Origin of the sequence: Solibacillus cecembensis, from assembly GCF_050272495.1 — a bacterium.
Classification (GTDB): Bacteria; Bacillota; Bacilli; order Bacillales_A; family Planococcaceae; genus Solibacillus; species Solibacillus cecembensis.
Genome location: NZ_JBNNMF010000006.1, coordinates 47,252 through 71,160 on the forward strand (window position 1 = coordinate 47,252; position 23,909 = coordinate 71,160).

Below are 23,909 nucleotides of genomic sequence, written 5' to 3' on the forward strand. Positions count from 1 at the left end.
CAGTAGTTCCGGTGATTCCAGTAAATCCGGTAGTTCCGGTGATTCCAGTAACTCCGGTAGTTCCAGTGATTCCAGTAAATCCGGTAGCCCCAGTAGGTCCAGTGATTCCGGTAAATCCAGTAGGTCCAGTGATTCCGGTAAATCCAGTAGACCCAGTGATTCCAGTAAATCCGGTAGCCCCAGTAGTTCCAGTGATTCCAGTAAATCCGGTAGCCCCAGTAGTTCCGGTGATTCCAGTAAATCCGGTAGTTCCGGTGATTCCAGTAACTCCGGTAGTTCCAGTGATTCCAGTAAATCCGGTAGCCCCAGTAGTTCCAGTGTTCCCAGTAAATCCGGTAGCCCCAGTAGTTCCAGTGTTCCCAGTAAATCCGGTAGCCCCAGTAGTTCCAGTGATTCCAGTAAATCCGGTAGGTCCAGTAGTTCCAGTGTTCCCAGTAAATCCGGTAGCGCCAGTAGGTCCAGTGTTTCCGGTAAATCCGGTAGCGCCAGTAGTTCCAGTGTTACCAGTAAATCCGGTAGCGCCAGTAAGTCCAGTGTTGCCAGTAAATCCGGTAGCGCCAGTAGTTCCAGTGTTGCCAGTAAATCCGGTAGCGCCAGTAGGCCCAGTGATTCCAGTAAATCCGGTAGCGCCAGTAGTTCCAGTGTTGCCAGTAAATCCAGTAGCCCCAGTAGGTCCAGTGATTCCGGTAAATCCGGTAGCCCCAGTAGGTCCAGTGTTCCCAGTAAATCCAGTAGCGCCAGTAGGTCCAGTGATTCCGGTAAATCCAGTAGCTCCAGTAGTCCCGGTGATTCCGGTAGCCCCGGTGATTCCAGTAACCCCAGTAGACCCTGTGATTCCGGTAAATCCAGTAGCGCCAGTAGTTCCAGTGATTCCGGTAGCCCCAGTAGGACCACGAGGCGAACATCCACACCATAATTGCGACTGACAACTTATATTTTCACAAAGATTATTAGTACAGCTACATGGATAACTGCTACATTTGCAACAAGCTTGACGTCTATAATTATCGTCAAAAATCATTATCTCACCGCCTTTCTCTACTATTTTATTCAATAGAAGAGATAGAGGCAGAAGATAAGTAACTATAAAATACTATAAAAAATTGCACATAGAAAAAACAGTATTTTCATACTGGGCAATGAAAAATCTTAAATTAGCAATATAGGGAGGGGGTGTGGAAACGAAACTTTTCTAAACTGTACGAACTGATTTTATACTTTTCCTCGCTTCAACTATATCGCGGGTGGCCTAATATTACATGATGATAAAACTAACTCCTGCCGTGGATGACTGAAAAATCCGTTCAATTCAATAATCACATCGTCTACTGATTTTAAACTTAGACAAATAGAAATAATTATTACAACCTCAATGCATTGGGATTTGCTAGAAAAGGCAGGGATAATATGTGCCCTGCAATTTACATCGAGTGTTTGACAATTGATTTTTGTTCCTGGGGGGGCGCATAAGAACGCGGTTTCAACTTCAGAAAACGGAAAAACACATTGAAAGCATATTTCCCCAGTATCGTTAAGAAATTGAACGCAAACAAAGCCTTGTATTAAGAAATCGATACATTGAAGCATAGTTGTTTCTCCGGGTACCTTTTGAATATAAACGTTAGATCGGTTTTTTGAACTGGTCAATTCTTTACATGCTACGGAGCAATCACTTGTCAAGGAGAGGGGAATACCATGACGATTAGATAAAAAACAAGCCGTTTCCGTAATATCTTGAACAGAATTAAAATTGCTCTGATCATTTGGATAGAAATGAAACATAATTTTAAACTCCCCGTAGCAACTTTCGGTATTCGTACTTTTATCCGTACATTGGACTTCGATTGAATGAAGGCGTGTAAAGGTACCTGAAAATGAACTTCCTTCGATTATATCAGCCTGTTTTTCTCCGTTGACAACTACCGCTAATTTATTGCCATAACCATTATGATAATTAATACAGATGGTGCCTCCGATTTGACCAATTCCGTATGTAGTCCATAAAGTCGTTGGATTTAATTCGCCACATGGTACAGAAAAGTTACAACAAATAAGATCATGAAGCTGTATATCTTCTAGATGAACCTTTTCTTTTAATTTGATGACTGTGGATGTATTGATCCAATCTAGTACACGAGGCACTTTTACACAATGATTGGTTGCATTTTCACTTGGCATTGATACTTTCGTCCCCTTTCTCCCATGTAGTCCGCTTTTATATCATATGTTTATCAATACAAGAAGGAAACTACTGTCGTCACGTATATAAGTTTTTCGTAAAAATTACATCTTTGTCTTTCAAATAGATGCTGCGTAATGATGAACTTGATTGCGGTGGCTGTTCACTTTTCATGCAAATTAATAAATGATGAAGGGATTATGAGTTTTCTTATTTCTGAACATGTAAAGAATGGATAATACTAGACAAAACGAGCCCTTCTTTTAAGTTTATATCGTTATACAATTGAATAAAATATTTAGAGGATACAAGAGTCCATTCTTTTTTAGCAACAGCGCATTTAATATAATGTAACAATAAAAAATGCTAGGAAGGAAAGGAGTTGAATTTATTTTATGTGTCAAAGTTCTATGACTTCGGGAAATTTTAGTTGCTGTGAGCCTAAAAATTTTGTGCAAGATAAAGTATGTAACAATTTTACAGTGGAAGTTGCCACAGAAGCTACTGCAGTAGTCCTTTATGCGACAAATCCAACCGATGTAATTTTTGCATCTGGATTTATAAAGAATTTAGGTACTTTACCAATAACTGTACAATTCGTCAAAGGGGCAGATCCTGTTACAGGTGCAGGTGGTACGGTTGTCAGAGTAGCAGTAGTTCCAGTTGGAGGAGCCTTTACTTTTACAATTTCACGTTTTGATACAATTCGTGCATTTGCTGTTGGGGCCGCACCAGAAACACCAGCGGCAGGGGAATTTTGTATTACTCCTCGTTATGCAATTAGTTAATTGTGTTTAGATTTATATTAGACATAAAAATAGATGTAATTAGGTTGCGTATGTTATAACCTAAATAAGTAGACTCTTTCATATATTGATATTGAAGAAACGCTAGAAAAAATGGATGCGATTACGAGAATGGATTTCTGTTCCCGTATTCGCTCTATTTTTTTAGAATCAATTTAGATTATCTTGTTAATACTTAGTGTAAATACGCACGTATTTGCCAAAATTACCGACCGATCAACAAAACTTTTATGCCTTGGTCGAAAACGAATCAACAGACCTATACAAAATAGCCAACTATCCAAAAAACTAGGATAGTTGGCTATTTTTTATTGGGCTACATTAGGAATAATTAATAAGGTATTTCATTAATTGAGCCTATGACATGACCAAACTATCCCGGCAGTGTTATCGCCACCTAATTTAAGTGGTACAGTTAAATCATCTGCTTCGTAAAATAATTCAATAACGTCCCCTAAAGATAATTCAACTTCACCAGCTAATGTTACGGATCCATTCCCTAAAATTGTTCGCAAAACCAAAACTGCGAGTATGTTGACATTTAATATTGGAATTAAACCATTTATTAAATTTTTTGAATTCGGTGCTACTCTGCGAATGGTGAATAAAGGATCTATTGTTTCAATTATTGGATTAGTTAGTGGGCCGTCTGTAGAATAGTTAATGGTTGCTTCAAAACAATACCTTCCCGTTGCTGGAACTGTAAATAACCCTGTAGTAGGATTAAAATTCGGTGTTGTGAAATAAGGATTTGCTGTACTCCAATTTTCGATGCGGGTAGATCCCATCACGATTACTCCGGAATTAAATGCTGAGAAACCTTCTGTAAAAGCAGGTCCAGTAGGTCCAGTGTCGCCGGTAGCTCCAGTAGGTCCAGTGTCGCCGGTAGCTCCAGTAGGTCCAGTGTTGCCGGTAGCTCCAGTAGGCCCAGTGTTGCCGGTAGCTCCAGTAGGTCCAGTGTCGCCGGTAGCCCCAGTAGGTCCAGTATCGCCGGTAGCTCCTCTTGGTACCCAATAGCAATCTACGGGTATTAAACTACAATTATCTTCTCCAGGATTATCAATACAGCAACAGGGGTAGCTGTTACAAGTTTTACAAATTTTACGTTTGAAAAAATCGTTAGCTTTCATATTTTTACCTCCTTTCTATACTATATTATTCAGTAGTAGAGCTAAAGTGAGTAGACAAGTAACTAGTTTATAAATAAACAGAAAGAAAGAGCTAGTAAAAAGTGAATAGATTATTTATTTCAAAGGTAGGTATTCTTTACGTAGAAGTTCGGTGTATATAAAGATAATTTATCAACTTTCCGGCAGAAGACTCCCGTTTCAAGGGACGTTTGATACAGCATAAAGCCTTTAGGTTTCGTATTTTTAGAACTAAGGAACAGGGAAAACTAACCGTATATGTAGTTATAGATAGTTCAAATGGATTAGGAAGTCGTAAGCGTTGTCAATCAAATAGTTGCATTGTGAGGTATGTTATTTATTTTAGATGGCGAACCTTTTTGTTCGAAATTTTTGGAAATGGATTTACTATGTATTTAAAAATAGAACTGTACCAAAAAGCTCGGTGCTTTAGGTGCAGTTCTATTTTACTGTTGCATTGTTTAACTAATTGCTAATCCAGCACTTGCGTATCCAGCGGCTGTACCTGCTATAGGCAATCCTCCAGTCATTGTTGCAGAGAATACTAATAATAACCGAGTCCCAGCAGTTACAGGGATATTTAAGCCTGTAACAATTGCAGAGTTATGGTCGCCGATAGAGATAAGACCTGGGAAAGCCATACTTACTTGTGCTGTTCCGATTGGACTAAAGATGTTAGTAGATGGTGCGATAGATCGATATACTTGCGCTGTAATGTTAAGAGTAGAACCTACTCCAAGTGATATAGATGCTGTAGTACTAAAGTAAGCAGCTAGAGAGGTAATAACCCCATTCCTAGGAACAGAGAACGCGAAGTTTAAAAGAGTTCCAGCGGCCCCTGTAAGGTCAATTGTAGCTCCTAAAGCAGTTGCGACCAATGCTGAACTCCCAAAACCAACTAGGGATGGTAGACCAACTGCTCCACCAAGAAGAATTGTTGGAAGAATAGGAAGCCCTGATGAAAAAGGAATAATAGCACTACTTCCCGCAGTACCAGTAGTACCAGTAGTGCCAGTAGTGCCGGTAGTACCAGTAGTGCCGGTAGTACCAGTAGTACCAGTAGTACCAGTAGTACCAGTAGTACCAGTAGTACCAGTAGTACCAGTAGAGCCAGTAGACCCAGTAGCTCCAGTTACACCAGTTACACCAGTAGCGCCAGTAGACCCAGTAGCTCCAGTTACACCAGTAGAGCCGGTAGACCCAGTAGCTCCAGTTACACCAGTAGAGCCAGTAGCGCCGGTAGAACCCGTTTCACCAGTAGCTCCAGTAGCTCCAGTAGCTCCAGTTACACCAGTAGCGCCAGTAGACCCAGTAGCTCCAGTTACACCAGTAGCGCCGGTAGACCCAGTAGCTCCAGTTACACCAGTAGCGCCAGTAGACCCAGTAGCTCCAGTTACACCAGTAGACCCAGTTACACCAGTAGACCCAGTTACACCAGTAGACCCAGTAGCTCCAGTTACACCAGTAGAGCCGGTAGACCCAGTAACTCCAGTTACACCAGTAGAGCCAGTAGCGCCGGTAGAACCAGTAGAGCCAGTAAAACCGGTAGACCCAGTAACTCCAGTTACACCAGTAGAGCCAGTAGCGCCGGTAGAACCAGTAGAGCCAGTAAAACCGGTAGAACCAGTAGAACCAGTAGAACCAGTAGAACCAGTAGAACCAGTAGAACCAGTAGAACCAGTAGAACCAGTAGAACCAGTAGAACCAGTAGAACCAGTAGCGCCGGTAGAGCCAGTAGAACCAGTAGAACCAGTAGAGCCTGCTGCTCCAGTTTCACCAGTAGAGCCAGTAGCGCCAGTTACTCCAGTAGAACCAGTAGAACCAGTAGAGCCAGTAGAGCCAGTAGAGCCTGTTGCTCCAGTAGAACCAGTAGAACCAGTAGAACCAGTAGAACCAGTAGAACCAGTAGAACCAGTAGAACCAGTAGAACCAGTAGAACCAGTAGAACCAATAGAGCCAGTAGTACCAGTTTCACCAGTAGAGCCAGTAGCGCCGGTAGAACCAGTAGAGCCAGTAGAACCAGTTGCTCCAGTTTCACCAGTAGAGCCAGTAGAGCCAGTAGAGCCAGTAGAGCCAGTAGAGCCAGTAGAACCAGTAGAACCAGTTTCACCAGTAGAGCCGGTAGAACCAGTAGAACCAGTAGAACCAGTTGCTCCAGTTTCACCAGTAGAACCAGTAGAACCAGTAGAACCAGTAGAACCAGTAGAACCAGTAGAGCCAGTAGAACCAGTAGAGCCTGTTGCTCCAGTTACACCAGTAGAGCCGGTAGAACCAGTTTCACCAGTAGAACCAGTAGAACCGATAGCGCCGGTAGAACCAGTAGAACCAGTTGCTCCAGTAGAACCGGTAGAACCAGTTGCTCCAGTTGCTCCAGTAGAGCCGGTAGAACCAGTAGAACCAGTAGAACCAGTAGCGCCAGTAGAACCAGTAGAACCAGTAGAACCAGTAGAGCCAGTAGAGCCAGTAGAGCCAGTAGAGCCAGTAGAGCCGGTAGAACCAGTAGCGCCAGTAGAACCAGTTGCTCCAGTTACACCAGTAGAGCCAGTAGAGCCAGTAGCGCCGCTAGAACCAGTAGAACCAGTAGAGCCAGTAGAACCAGTAGAACCAGTTTCACCAGTAGCTCCTCTTGGTTTCCACCCACAATCAACGGGTCCCCATCCACAATCATCTGGTATCAGACCACCATTACTCCAAGGGTTATCTAGACAGTGACAGGGGTAGCAGTTACATGTCTTACATATTCTACGTTTAAAAAAATCATCAACATTCATTATTTCACCTCCATTCTCACCTAGTTTATTCAATAAAAGTGTTAGTGAGAGAAGGCAAGCATCTAGTTGATTTGATTTAATTAAATATTACGGAAAGAATAATAAGATATTAAGTAAGGTGAATAGAAATCTCATTTTCAAAGACAGTTATTTATTTTTAGTAAATATTGTTTGAAAAGGTTGATACGAATTATGAAAATTAATAGGGATATTCAGTGGGGGCTTACTCATCGTCCTTTTTAAAAATTCGGGCGAAGTAATCTTTATTAAATTGAATTTTGGGATCGTTCGGTATAAAGGTACCTGCGAGTTCATTATGGGCATGGGCAATTTCGTACTGTTTCAATCGATCATATAAAACACATAGTTGGAGATGGGGTAACCAAGTTGTAAACGTATTGTTTTGGAAGGGGGCATGAGGTTGCTGCTTCGTTAATAGCGCTTGTTCGTACCAGTGAATTGCTTCGTAATTTTTAAACTGCTCCATAAAATGAAAACCGAGTCTACAACATGCCTCTGGACGAGGAATATCATATTCGAAGCTTCTTAATATAGCACTTAATTTATTTTCTTTTTCGTTTAAATGTGTGTAACAATCCGCTAGTTTAAAGCAAGCTCGAATATTATCTTCTACCCAACCCAATTGAGAGGTTAGGAACTGTTCATAGTAAAAAATAGCTTTTTCATACTGAGCATGGTCATAAAGTTCATTCGCATAATAGAATGTATCACGTGGTGACAGTTCTTCTCCTGACTTTACTAATTGATTGTATATGTCAATATTTCGATTGTGGTCATGACTAAGAGGTATATGGCTTACTGCGACATCACTTTGATAAATATTTCCGCCGACTTCTAAGTATTCGTGGACAGCACCAATCCATTGAAATTGTTTTTCCCTTTTCACTAAACGATTTCTTCTTAAAAGAGAACTAACATTGCCATCCGCATCAAAACTTAGATGGTAGTTCATAGATACGGCATCGATGTCAGAGGTTAATGATTTTTTCAATGCTTTCAACTTTTCTTGATCTTCTTCCGAAAAAACATCATCCGCATCGAGCCACAAAATATATTCTTTCGTCGCTTGTTGGAAGGAAAAATTTCGTGCTGCAGCAAAATGGTCAATCCATTGAAAATCAAAAATGCGATTCGTGAACTGTCCAACAATTTCCTTTGTTTTATCCGTAGAACCAGTATCGACAATATTTACTTCATCCACAATATCTTTCACAGAAGCAAGACATCTATCAATGACATCTTCCTCGTTTTTGACAATCATGCATAAACTAATTGTAATCAACTTGTACCCCTCCTAAAATCATCTTTGTAGTATATGTAATTTGTGTGGATTTGTTTGGATGGATAATCGAATCAATTGTTAAAAAACGGATAATTTATTATAATTTTAGAACAATAACGATGAAGTTAAATAAAATATTAGGAATGCTAACGTTTTGTTCCAGGTGCGCGAACTAAAAACTCGCAGCGGTTGTACGTAAATAATATAAATGAAATTAGGTAAGCGCTATGGAAAAAAGGCTGGAATTAATGATTTTAGATGAAATACAAGAGATGAAGAGCCCGAATCTCAATTTTCTCATATATGAATTGCCCTTAGAAAATTCGGTTATAAAAAGCTACTCGATAGTAACACATTTTTTTTAGGGTTAAGTGCATGTGATGCAATGAGTGTCACGTCACTTTTTCTAACCGAAGCCCATCTTTCTGAGAAGTTGCAAAATGAGGTGTTTAGCCACTTTGATAGCAGGAGAGGGATTTTTGAGGAGGGGAAACTAACGGAAGTAATGTTGAGTCGACCAAATGTTGATTCTTTATCATCTGTTCGGTCGAAGCCTTTACATTCTTTAATAAGTGATCTGTTCGATTTTTCCGAAAAACAGGAGGAATTTGAGTGGTGCCCATCAAAAAGGTATAAAATGATTCCTGAGTTTTTTGAGAGCTATGATGATGAAGAATTCCAAGAAGTTTTAAATATATTGCAAGAAACAGCGCACAAATCGATGAATGGTTTTCGCTTACATAATTGGGTAGTCGATGTATCACTAAGGGAAAATAATGCTTTAAAATACTTCGTGCATCATTGTAAAAATGTATATTTATGGGTAGATGAGCAAAAAAGAGTAACACTTATAGAACTGGATATTGGGATAACCTAAATAGGTGCAATTACGTATAATAGGGAATTTCAGGAACTTTTACTATAAATATCCGTTGGGGGATAAAAGGGGGAGCTGTACTGATGAAAAAATTATTTCTAAATATTCTTTTTATTATATCCGCTATTTGTCTTTATTTTATTTATAATTATTTTACTTATGAATTTGCTTATACGGGTGATATGAAAGATGGCGAACCGATCCCTTCTTCAACTGGAAAATATTCAGCTTAAGTTTATTATGAAAATTATGGTGGCGTTTATTTAATCTTAAATATTATTGATCATACGAAAAATGATAAGGAGCAAATGATTTATTATGGCGATGCGAAAGCGAAGCCGCTACTTACCTGGGTTGAACCAAATCGCCTTGCAATAACAAATCAAGATACATTCGGAAATAGAAGTACGGTAGTAGTCATTGGTAAAGAAATATATGATGAAAATGGTAGAGCTTGTGGCAAGTATAAAATCAAAAAACAGTTTGTTTGTAAAAATAAGAATTCAAAATGATATAGTTTGTACACGAAAACAAAAGCAATTAAGCCTCAGCCTAATTGCTTCACGGTTTTGAATTGTACTTACGGACTTACATTGTGCAGGATCTGATTCCAAACTTTTTTCATCTGTGCTGATCGATAAGAATGGAATTACCATCAGGATCTTCAATTGTAAAACTTGCGGGACCTTCACTTGATTCATCTGCTTCAGTCAGTAATTTTATACCTTTTGCTTTAAGCTGTTTCTGAAGATCTCGAATATCCGTAAATGAATGGAGATTTTCAGCATTCTCATTCCAACCGGGATTAAAAGTCAAAATATTCTTTTCGAACATATTTTGGAATAGACCAATAATGGTACTTTCATTTTTCATAATGAGCCAATTTTGGGTAATATCCCCGCCTAAATCTTGAAACCCTAAATTTTCGTAAAAGGCTTTTGATTTGTGAATATCTTTTACACTTAAACTTACAGAAAATGCACCTAGTTTCATATTTCCTCCTATAAAAAATGTATTATTAAGAAAGTATAAAGCTTTACTTTGTATGACATGGTTTAGTTTGTCCAATTTTTGTATAGTTAGTCTAACATCATTTTGTACCAGGTACAAATAAATTAAAAAGGATGTTGTATATGAATTTCAATGTATGGATAATCATCGCGTGTGAAATCGGTTTTTGGGTTGTTATTTTACTTGGACTCATCACACGATATATTTTCAAACGGGAAAGACTTGGCTTTTTCTTATTTGCTTTGACGCCAGTTATCGATTTAATTTTACTTATCGTCACAACAACTAATCTTTACAATGGTGCAACCGCGAATCAAGTGCATGCGCTCGCAGCTATTTATATTGGAGTATCAGTCGCATTCGGAAAAAGTATGATCCGCTGGGCGGACGAACGCTTTGTTTATTATATTCAAAAACAGGGAACAAAACCGATACGGAAAACCGGCCTCGCACATGCCCGTCATTCGATGAAAGGTTCATTACAACACGTTCTTGCCTATATCATCGGAGCTGCATTTCTAGTGTCCATGATTTATTTTATTAAAGACCCAGTAAGGACGGAAGCGTTATTAGAGACATTGAAACTATGGGCACTCGTCCTCGGCATCGACATTGTTTTCTCCATTTCGTATTTTATATGGCCAAGACCAGTGAAAGACAAGTAAGTCCATTCAAAAACATTCTGTAACGGGTTCAGGAACTTTTGTCGGCAACAATAATTAGTGGCTTAACCAAAAAAGCCTTATTGAACTTTATTTTTCAGTAAGGCTTTATGTCGTATTTCGAGTTGAATTATGTATATTCTACATCGGAATTACTATAAGGATAATTGCTCATAGGAATTTGTTGGATAATAGTAAAAATTTGCGTGTGTGTAACAAAAAAGACTTTGAATTTAAGAATTTAGACCGATATAGATGATGGACATACTTTATGAATCGAAAGGGATGTTGGAAAGTGTTTAGATAAAGGGCATCTTAAGAAAAAGCATAAAAGTTTATATAGAAAAAGGAGTACCATTTCATGAAAAATTTATTTAAAAGCCTTAAAAGTAAGTTGTATCTTGCATTTGCACTAATATTAATAATCCCAGTTGTTTTAGTAGGAAGTCTTTCATATCAATCAGCAAAAAATTCAATAGAAGAAGAAATTCTTTTTAGTGCCGATGAAAGTGTGAAAGTATTAAATGCACAAATAGACAAAACGATGAATGAAAAAATGAATCAAATAAGTATCTTTAGTGAGGAAATCAATTCTTCTAGTTATGGTCAAGGGGAAGCGTATTTAAGATCATCTCTTTCACGATATGTTAAGCTAAACTCCGATGCGTTAAGTATCTATGTTGGAACGGCAGAAGGGGCATTCATTCAAGAACCGAAATTGGTTACGGATTCAAATTATAATCCCCTGGAAAGAGATTGGTATAAACAGGCTGTCGAACTTCAAGGAAAACCACTTATTACAGAGCCTTACAGAGGTAAATCGACTGGAGAAATGATTGTTACTGTTGCTCAACAGTTAAAAGATCGTTCAGGGGTTGTAGCGGTTGATATTAAACTAACAGACTTACAAACAGTAGCTGAATCGATTAGTATTGGGAAAAATGGGTATCCTTCTATTTTTGATATCAATACAAAAGTAATTTCACATCCAACAATCGAGGGTGGCGAAGAAGTAAAAGAAAGCTTCTTGGAACCGATGTACGAGGCCGAATCTGGATCGTATGATTATAAATATCAAGGAGATCAACGAATATTACTTTTTACAACAAATGAATTGACGGGCTGGAAAGTTACGGGAACGATTTTTTCAAATGAAATCGATGAATCGGCAGCTTCCATATTATTTACCACAATCCTTGTATTAGTCATTGCCATAGTCATTAGTGGTATTGCCGTTCATTTCGTCGTAAAAGGAATTATTAGACCAATTGACAATTTAAAAGAAAGTGCTGTGACGATCAGTAGAGGAGATTTAACTGAAAAAGTGAGCATCACATCGAATGATGAAATTGGACAATTAGGCCAGGCGTTCAATGATATGCAAAATAGTCTTCGAACACTTATAAAAAAAGTAGAAGTCAATGCAGAAGAAGTCGCATCATCAGCGGAAGAGCTAACGGCCAATGCCGATCAAACGAGCTTGGCAACCGAGCAAGTGGCCATTGCTATACAAGAAGTTGCATCTAGTGCAGACACGCAAACTACGAATGCAAGTAAGAATGCTGAATCTTTAACTGAACTGTCAAAAGCAATTCTTCACATTGCAGAAATATCTTCTACAGTAACGGATCTTTCACAGCACGCTACGATGCAGGCAGATGAAGGTGGCATAGCAGTCCAAGATACAAAAGATCAAATGAATTCCATCCATCAATCCGTTTCAGAATCAAATACAAAAATTCAAACGTTACATGATCGTTCACAACAAATTTCGTCTATTTTAGATGTTATTACAGGCATTGCCGATCAAACGAATCTTCTCGCGCTAAACGCTGCAATCGAGGCTGCAAGAGCAGGAGAGCACGGGAAAGGTTTCGCGGTAGTTGCAGATGAAGTGCGTAAATTAGCAGAGCAATCACAACAATCAGCCAAACAAATTTTCGAATTAGTAAATGGTATTCAAGTGGACACGGAACAATCGGTACGTATTATGGCTCAAGTAACAGAGGATGTACAAAGTGGTTTACGCGTATCGGATGAAGCAATTGCTAAGTTCCAAGTTATCGTAACGAGCATGCGAGAAATTACGCCGCAAATGGAAGAAGTATCTTCCGCATCAGAACAGATGGCGGCAAGTGTGCAAGAGGTTACCGCTGTTACAGAGGACTTAGCATTTACAGCGAAAGGAAATGCTGCGACATCAGAAGAAGTTGCTGCTTCTACAGAGGAGCAATTAGCTTCTATGGAAGAAATCAATGCATCTGCTCAATCTCTATCTCATATGGCGGATGAGTTGAAAATGCTTATTAATCAGTTTAAATATTAGATGACACTCAAAAAAGATGGTCGAAGTTAATTTACTTCAGCCATCTTTTTTGCTTTTTAGTTTGGGAAATCAAAACGAATAGGCAAATAAAACAAGGAAAGACTAAGTTGAAAAAGGAGAGGAGATATAGATGAAAACTTTTCTATCAATCGCCGTCATTTCTTGTACATTATTGTTAGCAAATTTTATGGTGGCGAATTCGAATGATGTTGAAACTGTCGTAAAAGAAGTTCCTCCATATGCGAAATGGGGAGGAATCGCGATGCAAAAGACAAAGGAAAAATATCCAAAAGCAAGTATTATTGATTATTTTCATATTGGGCGAGAGGAAGGTACGGATCGTTCTACTGAAAAATTTAAACTTTGGTTACGTGAAGGCGATAGAGAGTTCGGTATTTTTATCGACATTACATTTGATCGTCAAACGGAACAAATACTAAATATTACTCTAACCGAAACGCCTCGGTGAATACCTTAATGCTTGAAATAATGGGAGTATAGGTTTTGGTGCGTATGCATCCAATCGCGCATTTCTACAATCATTTCTTCATAGTTTGGTACGATAAATGAAAAATCATGTCGGGTATTAACTAATGTTTTATTTAATTGCACGTTGGAAGACGGCAAAATCGAGAGTTCGTTTGCTTTTAGGTGTTTGTTGAATAAATGGAGTAAGTCATACTTATTCACACTATTCGGATGGACAAGATGGTAAAGCCCGGTGAGGTTCGTTGTTGCTGCTTGCTCAATTGCCTTTGCTAATGTTAACGTTGTGACACCGTTCCAAATTGCGCCAGTATATCCATGAATCGTACCAGACTGTTTCATAAACCAGTTTAATAAACCGATACCATTTTCTTTCATGTCAGGACCGATAATCGAATTTCGTAATGTTAAGTGTTTTCCACAATCAACTTCCCCTAAACTTTTCGTGCGGTCATAAAACGTTTCGCCGTCATGTTTACTTTTTTCATTGTATGGCGCCGATTTTCCTGAAAAAACACAATCTGTACTTAAATGAATAAGCTTTGTATCTGTATCTTTCAATAGATGGACAATGGCGTGTGGTAAATAACTATTCAAATAGATGGCGTGGTGCGGGTTTTGGTCACATGCTTCATTTAAAACGCCGATACAATTAATGATGACATCATAATCGTCTACAATTAGCTGCTGCAAGAAAGTAGCATCCGTAATATTACCAGTTATTCCTTTGTTAGAAGAGAAGGGTGTACGAGAATAAGTGGTAACGTGATGCCCTTTTTCACGTAGGTAAAAAGTAATCATATGACCTGCCATACCTGTTGCACCGAGCACTAAAAAATTCATCTTTTTCCATCCTTCCAACTTTGTAATTGTTCTTGAATGTATGGAAGTTTCAGTAGTTTTTCCTTTATTTCTTCAATTGAAAGGATGTTTGTATTATTGGAGTTATATTCATTCGTCCGCGTAATTTTATGGGAACCTTTTTCTAAATATTTGTCATAATTTAAATCCCGATTATCCGCAGGGACTGAATAAAAATTGCCTAAATCAATGGCTTTTGCGGCTTCTTCCTTTGTTAAAAGCACCTCGTATATTTTTTCCCCATGCCGTGTTCCGATAATGTTTAATTTATTTTGGGCATGGAATAATTCCAGTAGAGCTTGCGCTAAATCCGTAATCCGTGCTGCAGGAGATTTTTGTACCATAATATCTCCGTTTTGTGCGTGCGAAAAGGCATACAGCACTAATTCTACGGCTTCATCGAGGCTCATCATAAAGCGTGTCATATTGGAGTCTGTAATGGTTAATGGTTTGCCTGCTTTGATTTGTTCTATGAAAAGGGGAATGACAGAGCCGCGTGATGCCATAACGTTGCCGTATCTTGTACCGCATAGGAGTGTTTGCTCTGATGTGAGCATTCTAGACTTAGCAATAAACGTTTTTTCCATCATTGCTTTTGAAATGCCCATTGCGTTCACAGGGTAAGCAGCTTTATCCGTAGAAAGGCAAATCACTTTTTTGACACCTGCTTGGATCGCTGCTGTTAATACATTCTCGGTGCCAAGTACGTTTGTCTTAACCGCTTCAAGTGGGAAAAATTCACAGGACGGGACTTGCTTAAGGGCAGCGGCATGGAAGACGAAATCCACATGATACATCGCGTTATGGATGCTTTGTATATCGCGAACATCGCCAATGAAAAATTTGATTTTATTATTTTGATAGAAAATGCGCATGTCATCTTGCTTTTTTTCATCGCGAGAGAAAATTCGAATTTCTTTAATGTCGGTATTTAAAAAGCGTTCTAAAACCGCATTTCCAAATGAACCTGTACCTCCTGTTATAAGTAAAATTTTATCTTTAAACATTGTCATATTATGTCACACCTCTTAAATGCGTGGGCGTTACTTAAGCCCTCTTTGATGTAAATCGGATTCGGAGTTTTCACGTGGAAAGTTATACCAATAGGCTAATATGCCAGTGTATTTGCTTAAAGGTTTTTTATCCATGAGAGCGCGATTGAAATCCCAATCCCCAGCGATATCTCGTCTTATCGTAAATTTCGCATCCCCGATAAAACTTCTTCGGATAATTTTAAATTGTCCCGGTAATGAATAACAATTGGATTCATCTTTGAAAAATGAATAGCCTGCTTTCACGTACATATTGTAATAGTAAATGTCATAAGTTCCATCCACTTGTGCCAACACATCGCGAATCGCAGGTAAATAATGGTCATCACTATCAATAATCGCGATATAATCTCCGGTTGCTTCTGTAATGCAGCGATTATAAGATTCACTTGCACCTAAATTTGTTTCATTTTCTACTATTTTTAAGACAGGGAAATATCGTTGATAGTCTTTTAAAATCGCAACCGTAGCATCCGTTGAAGCATCATCACAGACGATGATTTCATAGGCATATTCTTTTGGAATACTATTAAGCATTGTCAAAATCCAATCCCCACTATTGTAAGCAGGCGTTAAAAAACTAATTTTCATTAACAACCCTCCAATCTCTATTCATCTTCATGTAGAAGTTTTTTGTCTGGCAAGTGTAATAGATAATAAGTACGCTAGCCAGAACGAATTCTGAATGAACGCAAAATGCTTTCTCATACAATATGCATGAAAATAAGTTGCTTATAGGCTATTGTTCATTTAGAAATGAGAGATTCAAAAGGATTTATTTAGCTGGACGAGGGGAAGGAAATGATGTGTGAAATAGGGTGATATAAGTGAATGAATCATGCCCGAAGCACCGCTAGATTTGATTGAAGCCGTTCACGTTATGATTCACGGGAACATACGTTAAATTAATGACTTTTTATATGGGGGATATCATGTCAAAAAAAATAGCGTTTATTTGTAGTGTGGAATCGTATAAGCTTTCTGAAGCCCATTTTTTCAAAGATCTTTGTCTTGTACCGATTTTACTTGGAAAATATTTAAATTATGATGTGAGTATTTTAACGACTGAATTGAATGAATCCGTACTCCATCAAACATTTCCTTCCGTTAAATTCGAACATATCCCTTTTGAAAATAATTTTGAGTCGAATATGAATGCCTACTTAATGGAACATGCAAGGGAAATTGATATTGCCTTTGCCATTGGTCCGTATCCATCCTATTTATCTATGTTCAAAACATATAAACACTATAATCCAAATGGTAAAATTTATATGAAGCTAGATGTCAATCGTTATTGGTTGAGCCGATTAATGACGTATTCTTATTTTGAAGAGCTGCTTCAACTTTGTGATTTGGTTACTTCTGAATGCGAATCGATTCAAACAGAGATCAATCACGTATTGAATGTAGATGTCAAACTTATTCCCAATGGTTTTTATGAATACTTTCCGACAGAGCCCGTATCCTTTGAACAGAAAAAAAACAGAATTTTAATGGTTGGTCGATTAGATGCGCCAGAAAAACAAGTGAAGTTCGCTGTCAAAGCCTTTTTAGTTGCTGAGCTTGCGAATTGGGAGTTTCGCTTAGTTGGCCCATTGTCAGAGGCCTTTAGAAATGAATTACACGAAATGCTTGAGGGAAGCCCATTTGCTGATCAGGTAATCATTTTAGGACCCATATACGATAAATATTTGTTAGAGCAAGAGTATAGGCAGGCTAAAATATTTTGCCTTACATCCACAGTAGAATGTCATGCACATGTGTTTTCTGAAGCGGCTAAAAATGGGTGTTATATCATATCTACTAATGTTGATGGTGCTTCGGACATTACACAAAATCAACGTTTTGGCAAAATTCATCCAACGTATGATTGGGAACATATTGGGCTAGAATTTAAAAATGCGGCAGCACAAGAGCAAATACTTGCACATACATGTGACGAACTACAAAAGTTTGCGCGGACTGAATTGAACTGGCAGATTATTGTGAAAAAAATTGCAGGTTTATTGGATGAGGAAAGAGCTGATTAGAGGGCTCTTTTTCTTATTCAGAAAAGAAAGGGTGACAAAATGAATAAAAGGAAAGGGAAAAAGACATGGATTATTTTAGTGGGATTCATTCTATTAGCTGCTTTCGTTTGGTTAAATAATACGAGCTTATTTTATTCAAAAGAGACAAATTATAAGATTATGGCACATCGAGGATTAGCTCAAACATTTGATATTTCAACGGTAGAAAGTGATACGAATACAGCTGAAATCATTTATCCACCCGAGCATCCTTATTTAGAAAATACAATTTCCTCCATGAAAGCGGCATTTGATCATGGCGCGGATATAGTGGAGTTGGATATTAAATTAACGAAGGATCGTCAGCTCGCAGTTTTTCATGATTTCACGTTAGAATATCGTACAAATGGAAAAGGCGGAGTGAAAGATTACACGATGGAGGAATTAAAAAAGTTAGATATTGGCTACCGCTATACGGCTGATAATGGCGTTACTTTTCCGTTTCGTGGTCAAGGCGTGGGTATGATGCCAAGCTTAGACGAGGTGTTTGCTGCTTTTCCAAATCAAGCATTTTTAATTCACGACAAAGATGGCGATATGGAAACAATGAAAGTATTGTGGGATAACTATTTAAGCAAAATAACTAAAAACCAATTGAATCAAATAACCGTCTATGGAGATGGAGACAGTGAAGGATTTGACTTTTTACGATCAAACAATAGTGAGATGAAGCTGTTAACAAAAGACATGATGATAAATGCCCTTTTAAAATATGAATTACTCGGGTGGACAGGCTATATTCCAAAAGAATTGCATAATATGGAGCTTCACCTACCTTTAAATTATGCAAAATACTTATGGGGTTGGCCGAATAAATTTGTGGATCGAATGGAATCCGTTAATACAAGAGTCGTAATTGTTGAAGGAAATGGTAAATGGTCAGAGGGATTTGATACAAAGGTCAGCCTGGATAAAATTCCAGCTGGGTATCAAGGATATATTTGGACAAATCGGGTGGATCGGGTTGCTGAGTGATTTTCGAAATAGGATTAAGCGAGTACACACATATCATGGAAAAATGAAACCAAAATAGGCTTGGTTTCATTTTTTAGTGGGCTAAAGGCGAAATTGATTAAAAGTTAGAAGACGAGTAGAATAAAGAGAGAATGTGTTTTACATAGGAGGAAGTTGAATGTTGACATTATTTCAATCAAAAAAAGAAGATATTGAGCAGTTTAAAACGAAGATTGACGAGCTCAATGCAAAGCTCGATAAAAAAGACCATGAATTTCAAATATTTTTAAATGAGTTACATATAAAACTGATTGATACAATCGAACAACATGATAAAGTAAACGATCAACATACTATTTTAGGCGAAATGGTTGGCGAAATTTTGAAAGAATTCAATAAAGTTGAGCATAGTACGGTTCAATCGACAATGATTTCTGAACGTGCCCTAAGCAATGGCAGCACCCTGTTATCTTCATCCGCTGAAATGGTTACATTATCTGAAAGTAGTAAAGAAGCGGTACATGATGTGGAGCGATTAATTGATTCATTAGGACTACAATCAGAGAAAACATCGGCGAGCATGGGGGATTTAAGCGAACGTTCGAAACAAATTTCAGAAATTGTCCGCGTGATTAGTGATATTTCAAATCAAACGAATTTATTAGCATTAAATGCCTCGATTGAAGCAGCACGAGCAGGAGAACACGGTAAAGGTTTTTCGGTTGTTGCAGAAGAAGTAAAAAAATTGGCCGAAAGTACGAAAACAAGTACAGAAGATATCGCAAATTTAACAAAGCAAATTGAACAACAAGTTGCGCAAGCCTATACAGACAACAAAAATAATATGCAATTAGTAACAGAGGGTATTACAAAAAGTGCAGCTACCTCTTCGCAAATTGATCATTTACTGCAAATTATTTCGAACGTCCAAACTGGCGTGAATGAGTTGTTGACGTTTATAGAAGAACAAAAAACTTCGAGTGAAGATGTTATGAATAAATTTAAAACGACGACAGCACTTTTCAATGATACGAATGTAGTGCTCACAAATCATATTGATGAGTCCGAAATTGTAACTAGGAAATTATTACAAGCTGTGGACCAAGTGAAAAAATTTATGTAATGATGTATTAGCTAGGTGCGTGAATAATTCCGATAAAAAACCTTTGGATAAAATAATCCAAAGGTTTTTGTGTATTAATAATTAAGAAACGGTAACAGCTTCATTTTGGTTAGCTGTTACTACAACCGGTCCCATTGCATTTGTAATAATTTGTTTAATATCTTCAAGAGTAGCTTTTCGTGGGTTTGTCGCTGCGCAAACATCTAACATCGCATTTTTAGCTAAAATTTCGATGTCTTCATCTTTTACGCCAAGTTCACGGAAGCCACTTGGAATATTTAAGTCTTTTGCTAACGCTTCAATTACTGAAATTGCTTTTTCAGCAGCATCACGTTTACTTAGACCTTCAATATTTGCACCTAATAACTCAGCGATTTTTGCAAAGCGTTCTGTGCGTGCTGTTAAGTTGAAACGGCAAACATGTGGTAATAAAATCGCGTTACATACGCCGTGTGGTAGGTTATAGAAGCCACCTAATTGATGGGCAATGGCATGTACATAACCTAATGAAGCGTTGTTGAACGCCATTCCTCCTAAAAATTGAGCGTAAACCATTTGCTCACGTGCTTCTAAATCAGCACCGTTTGCATAGGCACGAGGTAAAAACTCAGGAATTAATTGCAGTACTTTTTCACCACAAGCATCTGTAATTGGCGTTGCATTTGTTGATACAAATGCTTCAATTGCATGTGTTAATGCATCTAAGCCAGTTGCTGCTGTTAATGCTGGTGGTAAACCAATCATTAATTCAGGGTCATTAATCGATACAAGAGGGGTAACATGTTTATCGACAATGGCCATTTTTACTTTACGCGCTGTATCTGTAATAATTGTAAAGCGCGTCATTTCGCTCGCTGTACCAGCAGTTGTATTGATAGCAACTAGCGGAACTAATGGGTTTTGTGTTTGATCTACGCCTTCATAATCATGAATGCGTCCACCATTCGAAGCAATAATACCGATACCTTTTGCTGCATCGTGTGCACTACCGCCTCCAAGCGATACGATTGAATCACAGTTCTCGGCAATATAAACCGCGATACCATCTTCAATATTTTTGTCCGTTGGATTTGGTTCTGCTTTCGGGAAAATTGCAACTTCAATACCAGCAGCTGTAATGATATTAGCAATTTGTTGTGAGAGACCTAATTTGTGTAAGCCCTCATCTGTTACGATTAATGTCTTTTTCACTTCTAAATCGTTTAGTTTGTTACCAACTTCTTGAATTGCACCTGGTCCAAATAAGTTTACTGATGGCATGACAAATTGCTTTAGAACGTCTGACATGTTTCCAACCCCTTTTCAATGTTAGATATTGCTTGAATGGTGAAGTATCACCCTTCGAAATTCATATTATTCTATTTATTTTGGAAACTCAACTGAAATCTTCCAAAAAATTGTAAACGTTTAGTGAACGTTATTGCAGAAAATTTTATTGATTTTATCATATCCAATCATAATGCGGGCGTAGGTTTATTGAATCGAAGGAAATTGTTTTTCTATGAAAATAATAAATTGGGTGTAAAATTTAATGTATTTTTTGGGGGCTTATACTTTAAAGTACATTACCTTTAAAAAATTTGCGTCCAATTCTTTATTCATTCCGTCTATATAGGTGAGAGGAGGGCAGAACATGGATATTGAACAATGCATTCATACATATGGCGATTATTTATATCGCATTGCTTTTATTTATACGAAGGACCGATCGGCTGCCGAGGAAGTGGTGCAGGATGTGTTTTTTAACTATTACCGAAAAGGGCATCAATTTCAAGGGGATGCGACTTTGAAAACATACTTAGTAAAAATGACGATTAACCGAAGTTATGATTATTTACGTAGCTGGAAAAATAAAAAACACATTTTTCTTGAAATCCTTCAGGGAACGGCAAAAGGGAATGATCAAATTTATGTTGAAAAAGAGCTGCGCGGAGAGGTGACAGCCGCTGTGTTAGCATTGCCAGTAAAGGACCGTGAAGTGTTGCTACTTTATTATTATGAGGAAATGACTGTTACAGAAATTGCGGCATTGTTAGAGCTGGCTGTTTCTACTGTAAAGTCAAGATTACAACGGGCACGAGAAAAATTAAAGCCGAAGCTAAAAATGGAGGTGATGGTAGATGAATAAAGAAAAATGGCAAGCTGAAATGAAGCAAATTCATTTAACAGAACAGCAAAAATCAAGCATGCTACAACATGTAAAATCATCAAAAAAAGAGAAAGTAAATTGGACATATAGGCTTGTACTGCCAACATTTGCGATATTGTGTACCGTGTTTCTATTTTTAGTGACAGGTAGTGAGAGGCCTGTTTCAATTTTGAATCACGGAGCGGAGCAAGCCGTTGTAACGACTCAACTTGAAATAACAATGGAGACATTAATTTATTTCATCATTGCTTTAAGCTTCTATATAATCAACTGTATTTTAGCATTTTGGATTGTCAAAAAAACAATTCGCTGGCAACCTGTCATTGCGCATTATCAGGAAAAATGGGGACATTATTATTGGTTGTTCGTTAGTTTTATAATCATTGCGGGTGCATGTAGTTTATGGTTCATTTGTTCGACGCAATTCGGTCCGAAAATAATCATTTTTGTCCTCATTTTAATGTTCATCCTATTGCCTCAGCTTTATTTAGCACGCAATGCGAAAAGACCGTTGTCATGTCCAGTTTGTCAACATACGTATTCAACACGTGAAATAAGGAAGATCGCATTTTCATTTATAGAACAAAAATGCCCTGTGTGTGAAAAGCCTGTTTTCTATACGAAAGCATCGAGGAACAAATTTGGTTTAACATCTTTGTTTGTAGGACTACCGTTTTTCACTGCCAATATGATTGGGCTTCCTTTTATGGTAATGATTTGTATTTTGATTCCTAATTTTTTCATTGTTTGGTGCTTTATTTTACCGCTTTATATTGAGTTAGAGGACAAAGAAACGCCGATGTGGTAATTTATTTTTCTCCAGGTTATGGAATGATGCTTACATCGACTAATCACACAATATATAGCTTTTACATCTTTGGATTTTGCTGATTAACCTAATAAATCAACTTTTTCCAATAATTATGAAACTATTTTTCGCTACATTCGTATAATAATTAATTACGAAAAAGTGGGTGAGAGATTGAAAGTAGAACGTGTAGATATGATGGACGCATTGAGAGGTTTTGCGCTAATTGGTATTTTGTTAGCGAATATGCTCCATTTCCAATTTGGTTCGGCAGGTGCAGAAATTATTGAATCGGCTAATGGGCTAAATCAAATAAGTTATTATTTTGTGAAAATTGTTGTAGAAGGATCATTTTATCCGATTTTTGGTTTTGTGTTTGGTTATGTTTTGATGAAGATGGTTGAATCTCGAGAAGTTTCGGGGGTAAAGTACAAAAATATCGTGTTTCGCCGGGCAGTTGGTTTATCCGTATTAGGGGCGATGCATATTGTATTTTTGTGGGAAGGAGATGTTTTATTAACATATGGCTCAACCCTTTTCATTTTATTATTGTTTTTCTTAAAACGCCAAGTGAAAACATATTTTGTGTGGGGCGCTATTTTAACTGTAATCCTCGGAGTGGGTGCCTTTTTTGGTAGCAATTTTTTACAACTCATAAAGCCATTAACTACAGCGGATATTATGATTTATCAGGACGGTACATATGTAGAAATATTAATGCAACGTGTTGGAGATTTTATTGGAGCTGGTGGCCTATTCTTATTGATCACGCTGCTAATTGTATGGCTATTCTTTTTAGGTGTTAGTTTCCTTATGGTTGGTCCATTCGTATTATTCGGGATGGGCATGGCGAAAAAGGGCGCATTTTTACAGCTAGAAAATGGAATGCAAACCTATAAAAAAATGGCGCTTCTCGTACCAGTAGGACTATTGCTAAAAGGGATCATTATTTTTGATACACCGTACAGCTTATTTATTTATTCAGCAGGGACATATGTGTTAGCTATTGGTTATATAGCATTATTTGCATGGTTATTTAACCGCTATCAAACGCAAATGAATCATTATTTTGCTCCAATCGGAAAATTATCGCTTTCGAACTATTTAATGCAATCGATTATTTGTACAACGATTTTTTATGGCTACGGATTCGGATTGTTTGGGCAATTAGGCGTCTTTGTTGGAATTCTGTTATCGGTCATTATCTATGTGATTCAGCTAAAGATCAGTCAACTATATTTAAAGCGTTTTTCACTCGGACCGGTAGAAACAATTTTAAGATGGTTCATTTATTTTAAGAAGCCTCAGAAACCGGAATGAA

The 23,909-nt window shown here is 37.8% G+C and carries 24 protein-coding genes; 15 read left to right on the forward strand and 9 right to left on the reverse strand.

The features are described from left to right. Nucleotides 1-926: hypothetical protein (locus tag ACQKIH_RS06990; RefSeq protein WP_427764446.1), on the forward strand; the 926-nt coding region annotated here is incomplete at its 5' end. Between the two features lie 307 nt (nt 927-1,233). Here the strand turns inward: ACQKIH_RS06990 and ACQKIH_RS06995 are convergent. Further along, nucleotides 1,234-2,178, reverse strand: coding sequence for a BMQ_0737 family morphogenetic spore coat protein (locus tag ACQKIH_RS06995; protein ID WP_427764448.1), 945 nt, complete (start codon nt 2,176-2,178; stop codon nt 1,234-1,236). A gap of 411 nt (nt 2,179-2,589) precedes the next feature. Here ACQKIH_RS06995 and ACQKIH_RS07000 point away from each other — a divergent pair, with 411 nt between their 5' ends. Further along, complete coding sequence (locus ACQKIH_RS07000; protein WP_427764712.1) at nt 2,590-2,967, forward strand: DUF3992 domain-containing protein; 378 nt, start codon at nt 2,590-2,592, stop codon at nt 2,965-2,967. A 365-nt stretch (nt 2,968-3,332) separates the two neighbouring features. On the opposite strand, the gene ACQKIH_RS07005 is transcribed toward ACQKIH_RS07000, so the two are convergent. Then, complete coding sequence (locus ACQKIH_RS07005; protein ID WP_427764450.1) at nt 3,333-3,773, reverse strand: hypothetical protein; 441 nt, start codon at nt 3,771-3,773, stop codon at nt 3,333-3,335. Here ACQKIH_RS07005 and ACQKIH_RS07010 point away from each other — a divergent pair. Continuing rightward, on the forward strand, nt 3,757-4,002 hold the full coding sequence (locus ACQKIH_RS07010) for a hypothetical protein (RefSeq protein ID WP_427764452.1): 246 nt from the start codon (nt 3,757-3,759) through the stop codon (nt 4,000-4,002). The genes ACQKIH_RS07005 and ACQKIH_RS07010 overlap by 17 nt on opposite strands. A gap of 592 nt (nt 4,003-4,594) precedes the next feature. On the opposite strand, the gene ACQKIH_RS07015 is transcribed toward ACQKIH_RS07010, so the two are convergent. Together ACQKIH_RS07015 and ACQKIH_RS07020 are read right to left on the reverse strand one after the other, a co-directional pair. Next, complete coding sequence (locus tag ACQKIH_RS07015) at nt 4,595-6,904, reverse strand: exosporium glycoprotein BclB-related protein (RefSeq protein ID WP_427764455.1); 2,310 nt, start codon at nt 6,902-6,904, stop codon at nt 4,595-4,597. Between the two features lie 223 nt (nt 6,905-7,127). After that, entirely contained in the window at nt 7,128-8,207 is a 1,080-nt protein-coding gene (locus tag ACQKIH_RS07020; RefSeq protein WP_427764458.1) for a glycosyltransferase family 2 protein, read from the reverse strand. A 508-nt stretch (nt 8,208-8,715) separates the two neighbouring features. Here ACQKIH_RS07020 and ACQKIH_RS07025 point away from each other — a divergent pair. The 3 genes from ACQKIH_RS07025 to ACQKIH_RS07035 all read left to right on the forward strand — a co-directional run bounded on the left by ACQKIH_RS07025 (nt 8,716) and on the right by ACQKIH_RS07035 (nt 9,596). Continuing rightward, nucleotides 8,716-9,084, forward strand: coding sequence for a hypothetical protein (locus ACQKIH_RS07025; protein ID WP_427764460.1), 369 nt, complete (start codon nt 8,716-8,718; stop codon nt 9,082-9,084). An 83-nt stretch (nt 9,085-9,167) separates the two neighbouring features. After that, on the forward strand, nt 9,168-9,317 hold the full coding sequence (locus ACQKIH_RS07030) for a hypothetical protein (protein ID WP_427764462.1): 150 nt from the start codon (nt 9,168-9,170) through the stop codon (nt 9,315-9,317). A gap of 75 nt (nt 9,318-9,392) precedes the next feature. Then, nucleotides 9,393-9,596 carry a hypothetical protein gene (locus tag ACQKIH_RS07035; protein ID WP_427764464.1) on the forward strand — a complete coding sequence of 68 codons (204 nt, stop codon included), beginning with the start codon at nt 9,393-9,395 and terminating at the stop codon, nt 9,594-9,596. 109 nt (nt 9,597-9,705) lie between these two features. Here ACQKIH_RS07035 and ACQKIH_RS07040 read toward each other — a convergent pair whose 3' ends face one another. Beyond that, the gene (locus ACQKIH_RS07040) at nt 9,706-10,077 is read right to left on the reverse strand and encodes a VOC family protein (protein ID WP_427764467.1); all 372 of its coding nucleotides are present in this window, start codon (nt 10,075-10,077) and stop codon (nt 9,706-9,708) included. A gap of 140 nt (nt 10,078-10,217) precedes the next feature. Between ACQKIH_RS07040 and ACQKIH_RS07045 the strand changes: the two genes are divergently transcribed. From ACQKIH_RS07045 to ACQKIH_RS07055, 3 genes are all read left to right on the forward strand, one after another. After that, complete coding sequence (locus ACQKIH_RS07045) at nt 10,218-10,760, forward strand: hypothetical protein (RefSeq protein WP_057982951.1); 543 nt, start codon at nt 10,218-10,220, stop codon at nt 10,758-10,760. Nucleotides 10,761-11,118: 358 nt separating this feature from the next. Further along, nucleotides 11,119-13,083: a methyl-accepting chemotaxis protein gene (locus tag ACQKIH_RS07050; RefSeq protein WP_427764470.1), complete on the forward strand. Its 1,965-nt coding sequence runs from the start codon at nt 11,119-11,121 to the stop codon at nt 13,081-13,083. A gap of 130 nt (nt 13,084-13,213) precedes the next feature. Further along, nucleotides 13,214-13,552: a DUF3889 domain-containing protein gene (locus ACQKIH_RS07055; protein WP_427764473.1), complete on the forward strand. Its 339-nt coding sequence runs from the start codon at nt 13,214-13,216 to the stop codon at nt 13,550-13,552. 5 nt (nt 13,553-13,557) lie between these two features. Here the strand turns inward: ACQKIH_RS07055 and ACQKIH_RS07060 are convergent, their stop codons facing one another. The 3 genes from ACQKIH_RS07060 to ACQKIH_RS07070 are packed head-to-tail and all read right to left on the reverse strand — an operon-like array spanning nt 13,558 to nt 16,073. Continuing rightward, the gene (locus tag ACQKIH_RS07060) at nt 13,558-14,412 is read right to left on the reverse strand and encodes a dTDP-4-dehydrorhamnose reductase family protein (protein ID WP_427764476.1); all 855 of its coding nucleotides are present in this window, start codon (nt 14,410-14,412) and stop codon (nt 13,558-13,560) included. Next, complete coding sequence (locus ACQKIH_RS07065; RefSeq protein ID WP_427764715.1) at nt 14,409-15,437, reverse strand: polysaccharide biosynthesis protein; 1,029 nt, start codon at nt 15,435-15,437, stop codon at nt 14,409-14,411. Before ACQKIH_RS07065 ends, ACQKIH_RS07060 begins: the two co-directional genes overlap by 4 nt. 36 nt (nt 15,438-15,473) lie before the next feature. Next, on the reverse strand, nt 15,474-16,073 hold the full coding sequence (locus tag ACQKIH_RS07070) for a glycosyltransferase family 2 protein (RefSeq protein ID WP_427764479.1): 600 nt from the start codon (nt 16,071-16,073) through the stop codon (nt 15,474-15,476). Between the two features lie 341 nt (nt 16,074-16,414). Between ACQKIH_RS07070 and ACQKIH_RS07075 the strand changes: the two genes are divergently transcribed. From ACQKIH_RS07075 to ACQKIH_RS07085, 3 genes are all read left to right on the forward strand, one after another. Beyond that, nucleotides 16,415-17,515 carry a glycosyltransferase gene (locus ACQKIH_RS07075; RefSeq protein WP_427764482.1) on the forward strand — a complete coding sequence of 367 codons (1,101 nt, stop codon included), beginning with the start codon at nt 16,415-16,417 and terminating at the stop codon, nt 17,513-17,515. Nucleotides 17,516-17,554: 39 nt separating this feature from the next. Then, entirely contained in the window at nt 17,555-18,529 is a 975-nt protein-coding gene (locus ACQKIH_RS07080) for a glycerophosphodiester phosphodiesterase family protein (protein ID WP_427764484.1), read from the forward strand. 157 nt (nt 18,530-18,686) lie between these two features. Next, the gene (locus tag ACQKIH_RS07085) at nt 18,687-19,631 is read left to right on the forward strand and encodes a methyl-accepting chemotaxis protein (RefSeq protein WP_057982965.1); all 945 of its coding nucleotides are present in this window, start codon (nt 18,687-18,689) and stop codon (nt 19,629-19,631) included. Between the two features lie 81 nt (nt 19,632-19,712). Here the strand turns inward: ACQKIH_RS07085 and ACQKIH_RS07090 are convergent, their stop codons facing one another. Continuing rightward, nucleotides 19,713-20,918 (reverse strand): iron-containing alcohol dehydrogenase, encoded by a 1,206-nt coding sequence (locus ACQKIH_RS07090; RefSeq protein ID WP_057982967.1) that lies wholly within the window; start codon nt 20,916-20,918, stop codon nt 19,713-19,715. Nucleotides 20,919-21,264: 346 nt separating this feature from the next. Here ACQKIH_RS07090 and ACQKIH_RS07095 point away from each other — a divergent pair, with 346 nt between their 5' ends. From ACQKIH_RS07095 to ACQKIH_RS07105, 3 genes are all read left to right on the forward strand, one after another. After that, a complete protein-coding gene (locus ACQKIH_RS07095; RefSeq protein WP_427764488.1) occupies nt 21,265-21,759 on the forward strand; it encodes an RNA polymerase sigma factor in 495 nt (164 codons plus the stop codon). Then, the gene (locus ACQKIH_RS07100; RefSeq protein WP_427764490.1) at nt 21,752-22,588 is read left to right on the forward strand and encodes a hypothetical protein; all 837 of its coding nucleotides are present in this window, start codon (nt 21,752-21,754) and stop codon (nt 22,586-22,588) included. The genes ACQKIH_RS07095 and ACQKIH_RS07100 overlap by 8 nt, the downstream gene beginning before the upstream one ends. 174 nt (nt 22,589-22,762) lie before the next feature. Continuing rightward, nucleotides 22,763-23,908 (forward strand): DUF418 domain-containing protein, encoded by a 1,146-nt coding sequence (locus ACQKIH_RS07105; protein ID WP_427764493.1) that lies wholly within the window; start codon nt 22,763-22,765, stop codon nt 23,906-23,908. The last annotated feature ends 1 nt before the right edge of the window (nt 23,909 follow it).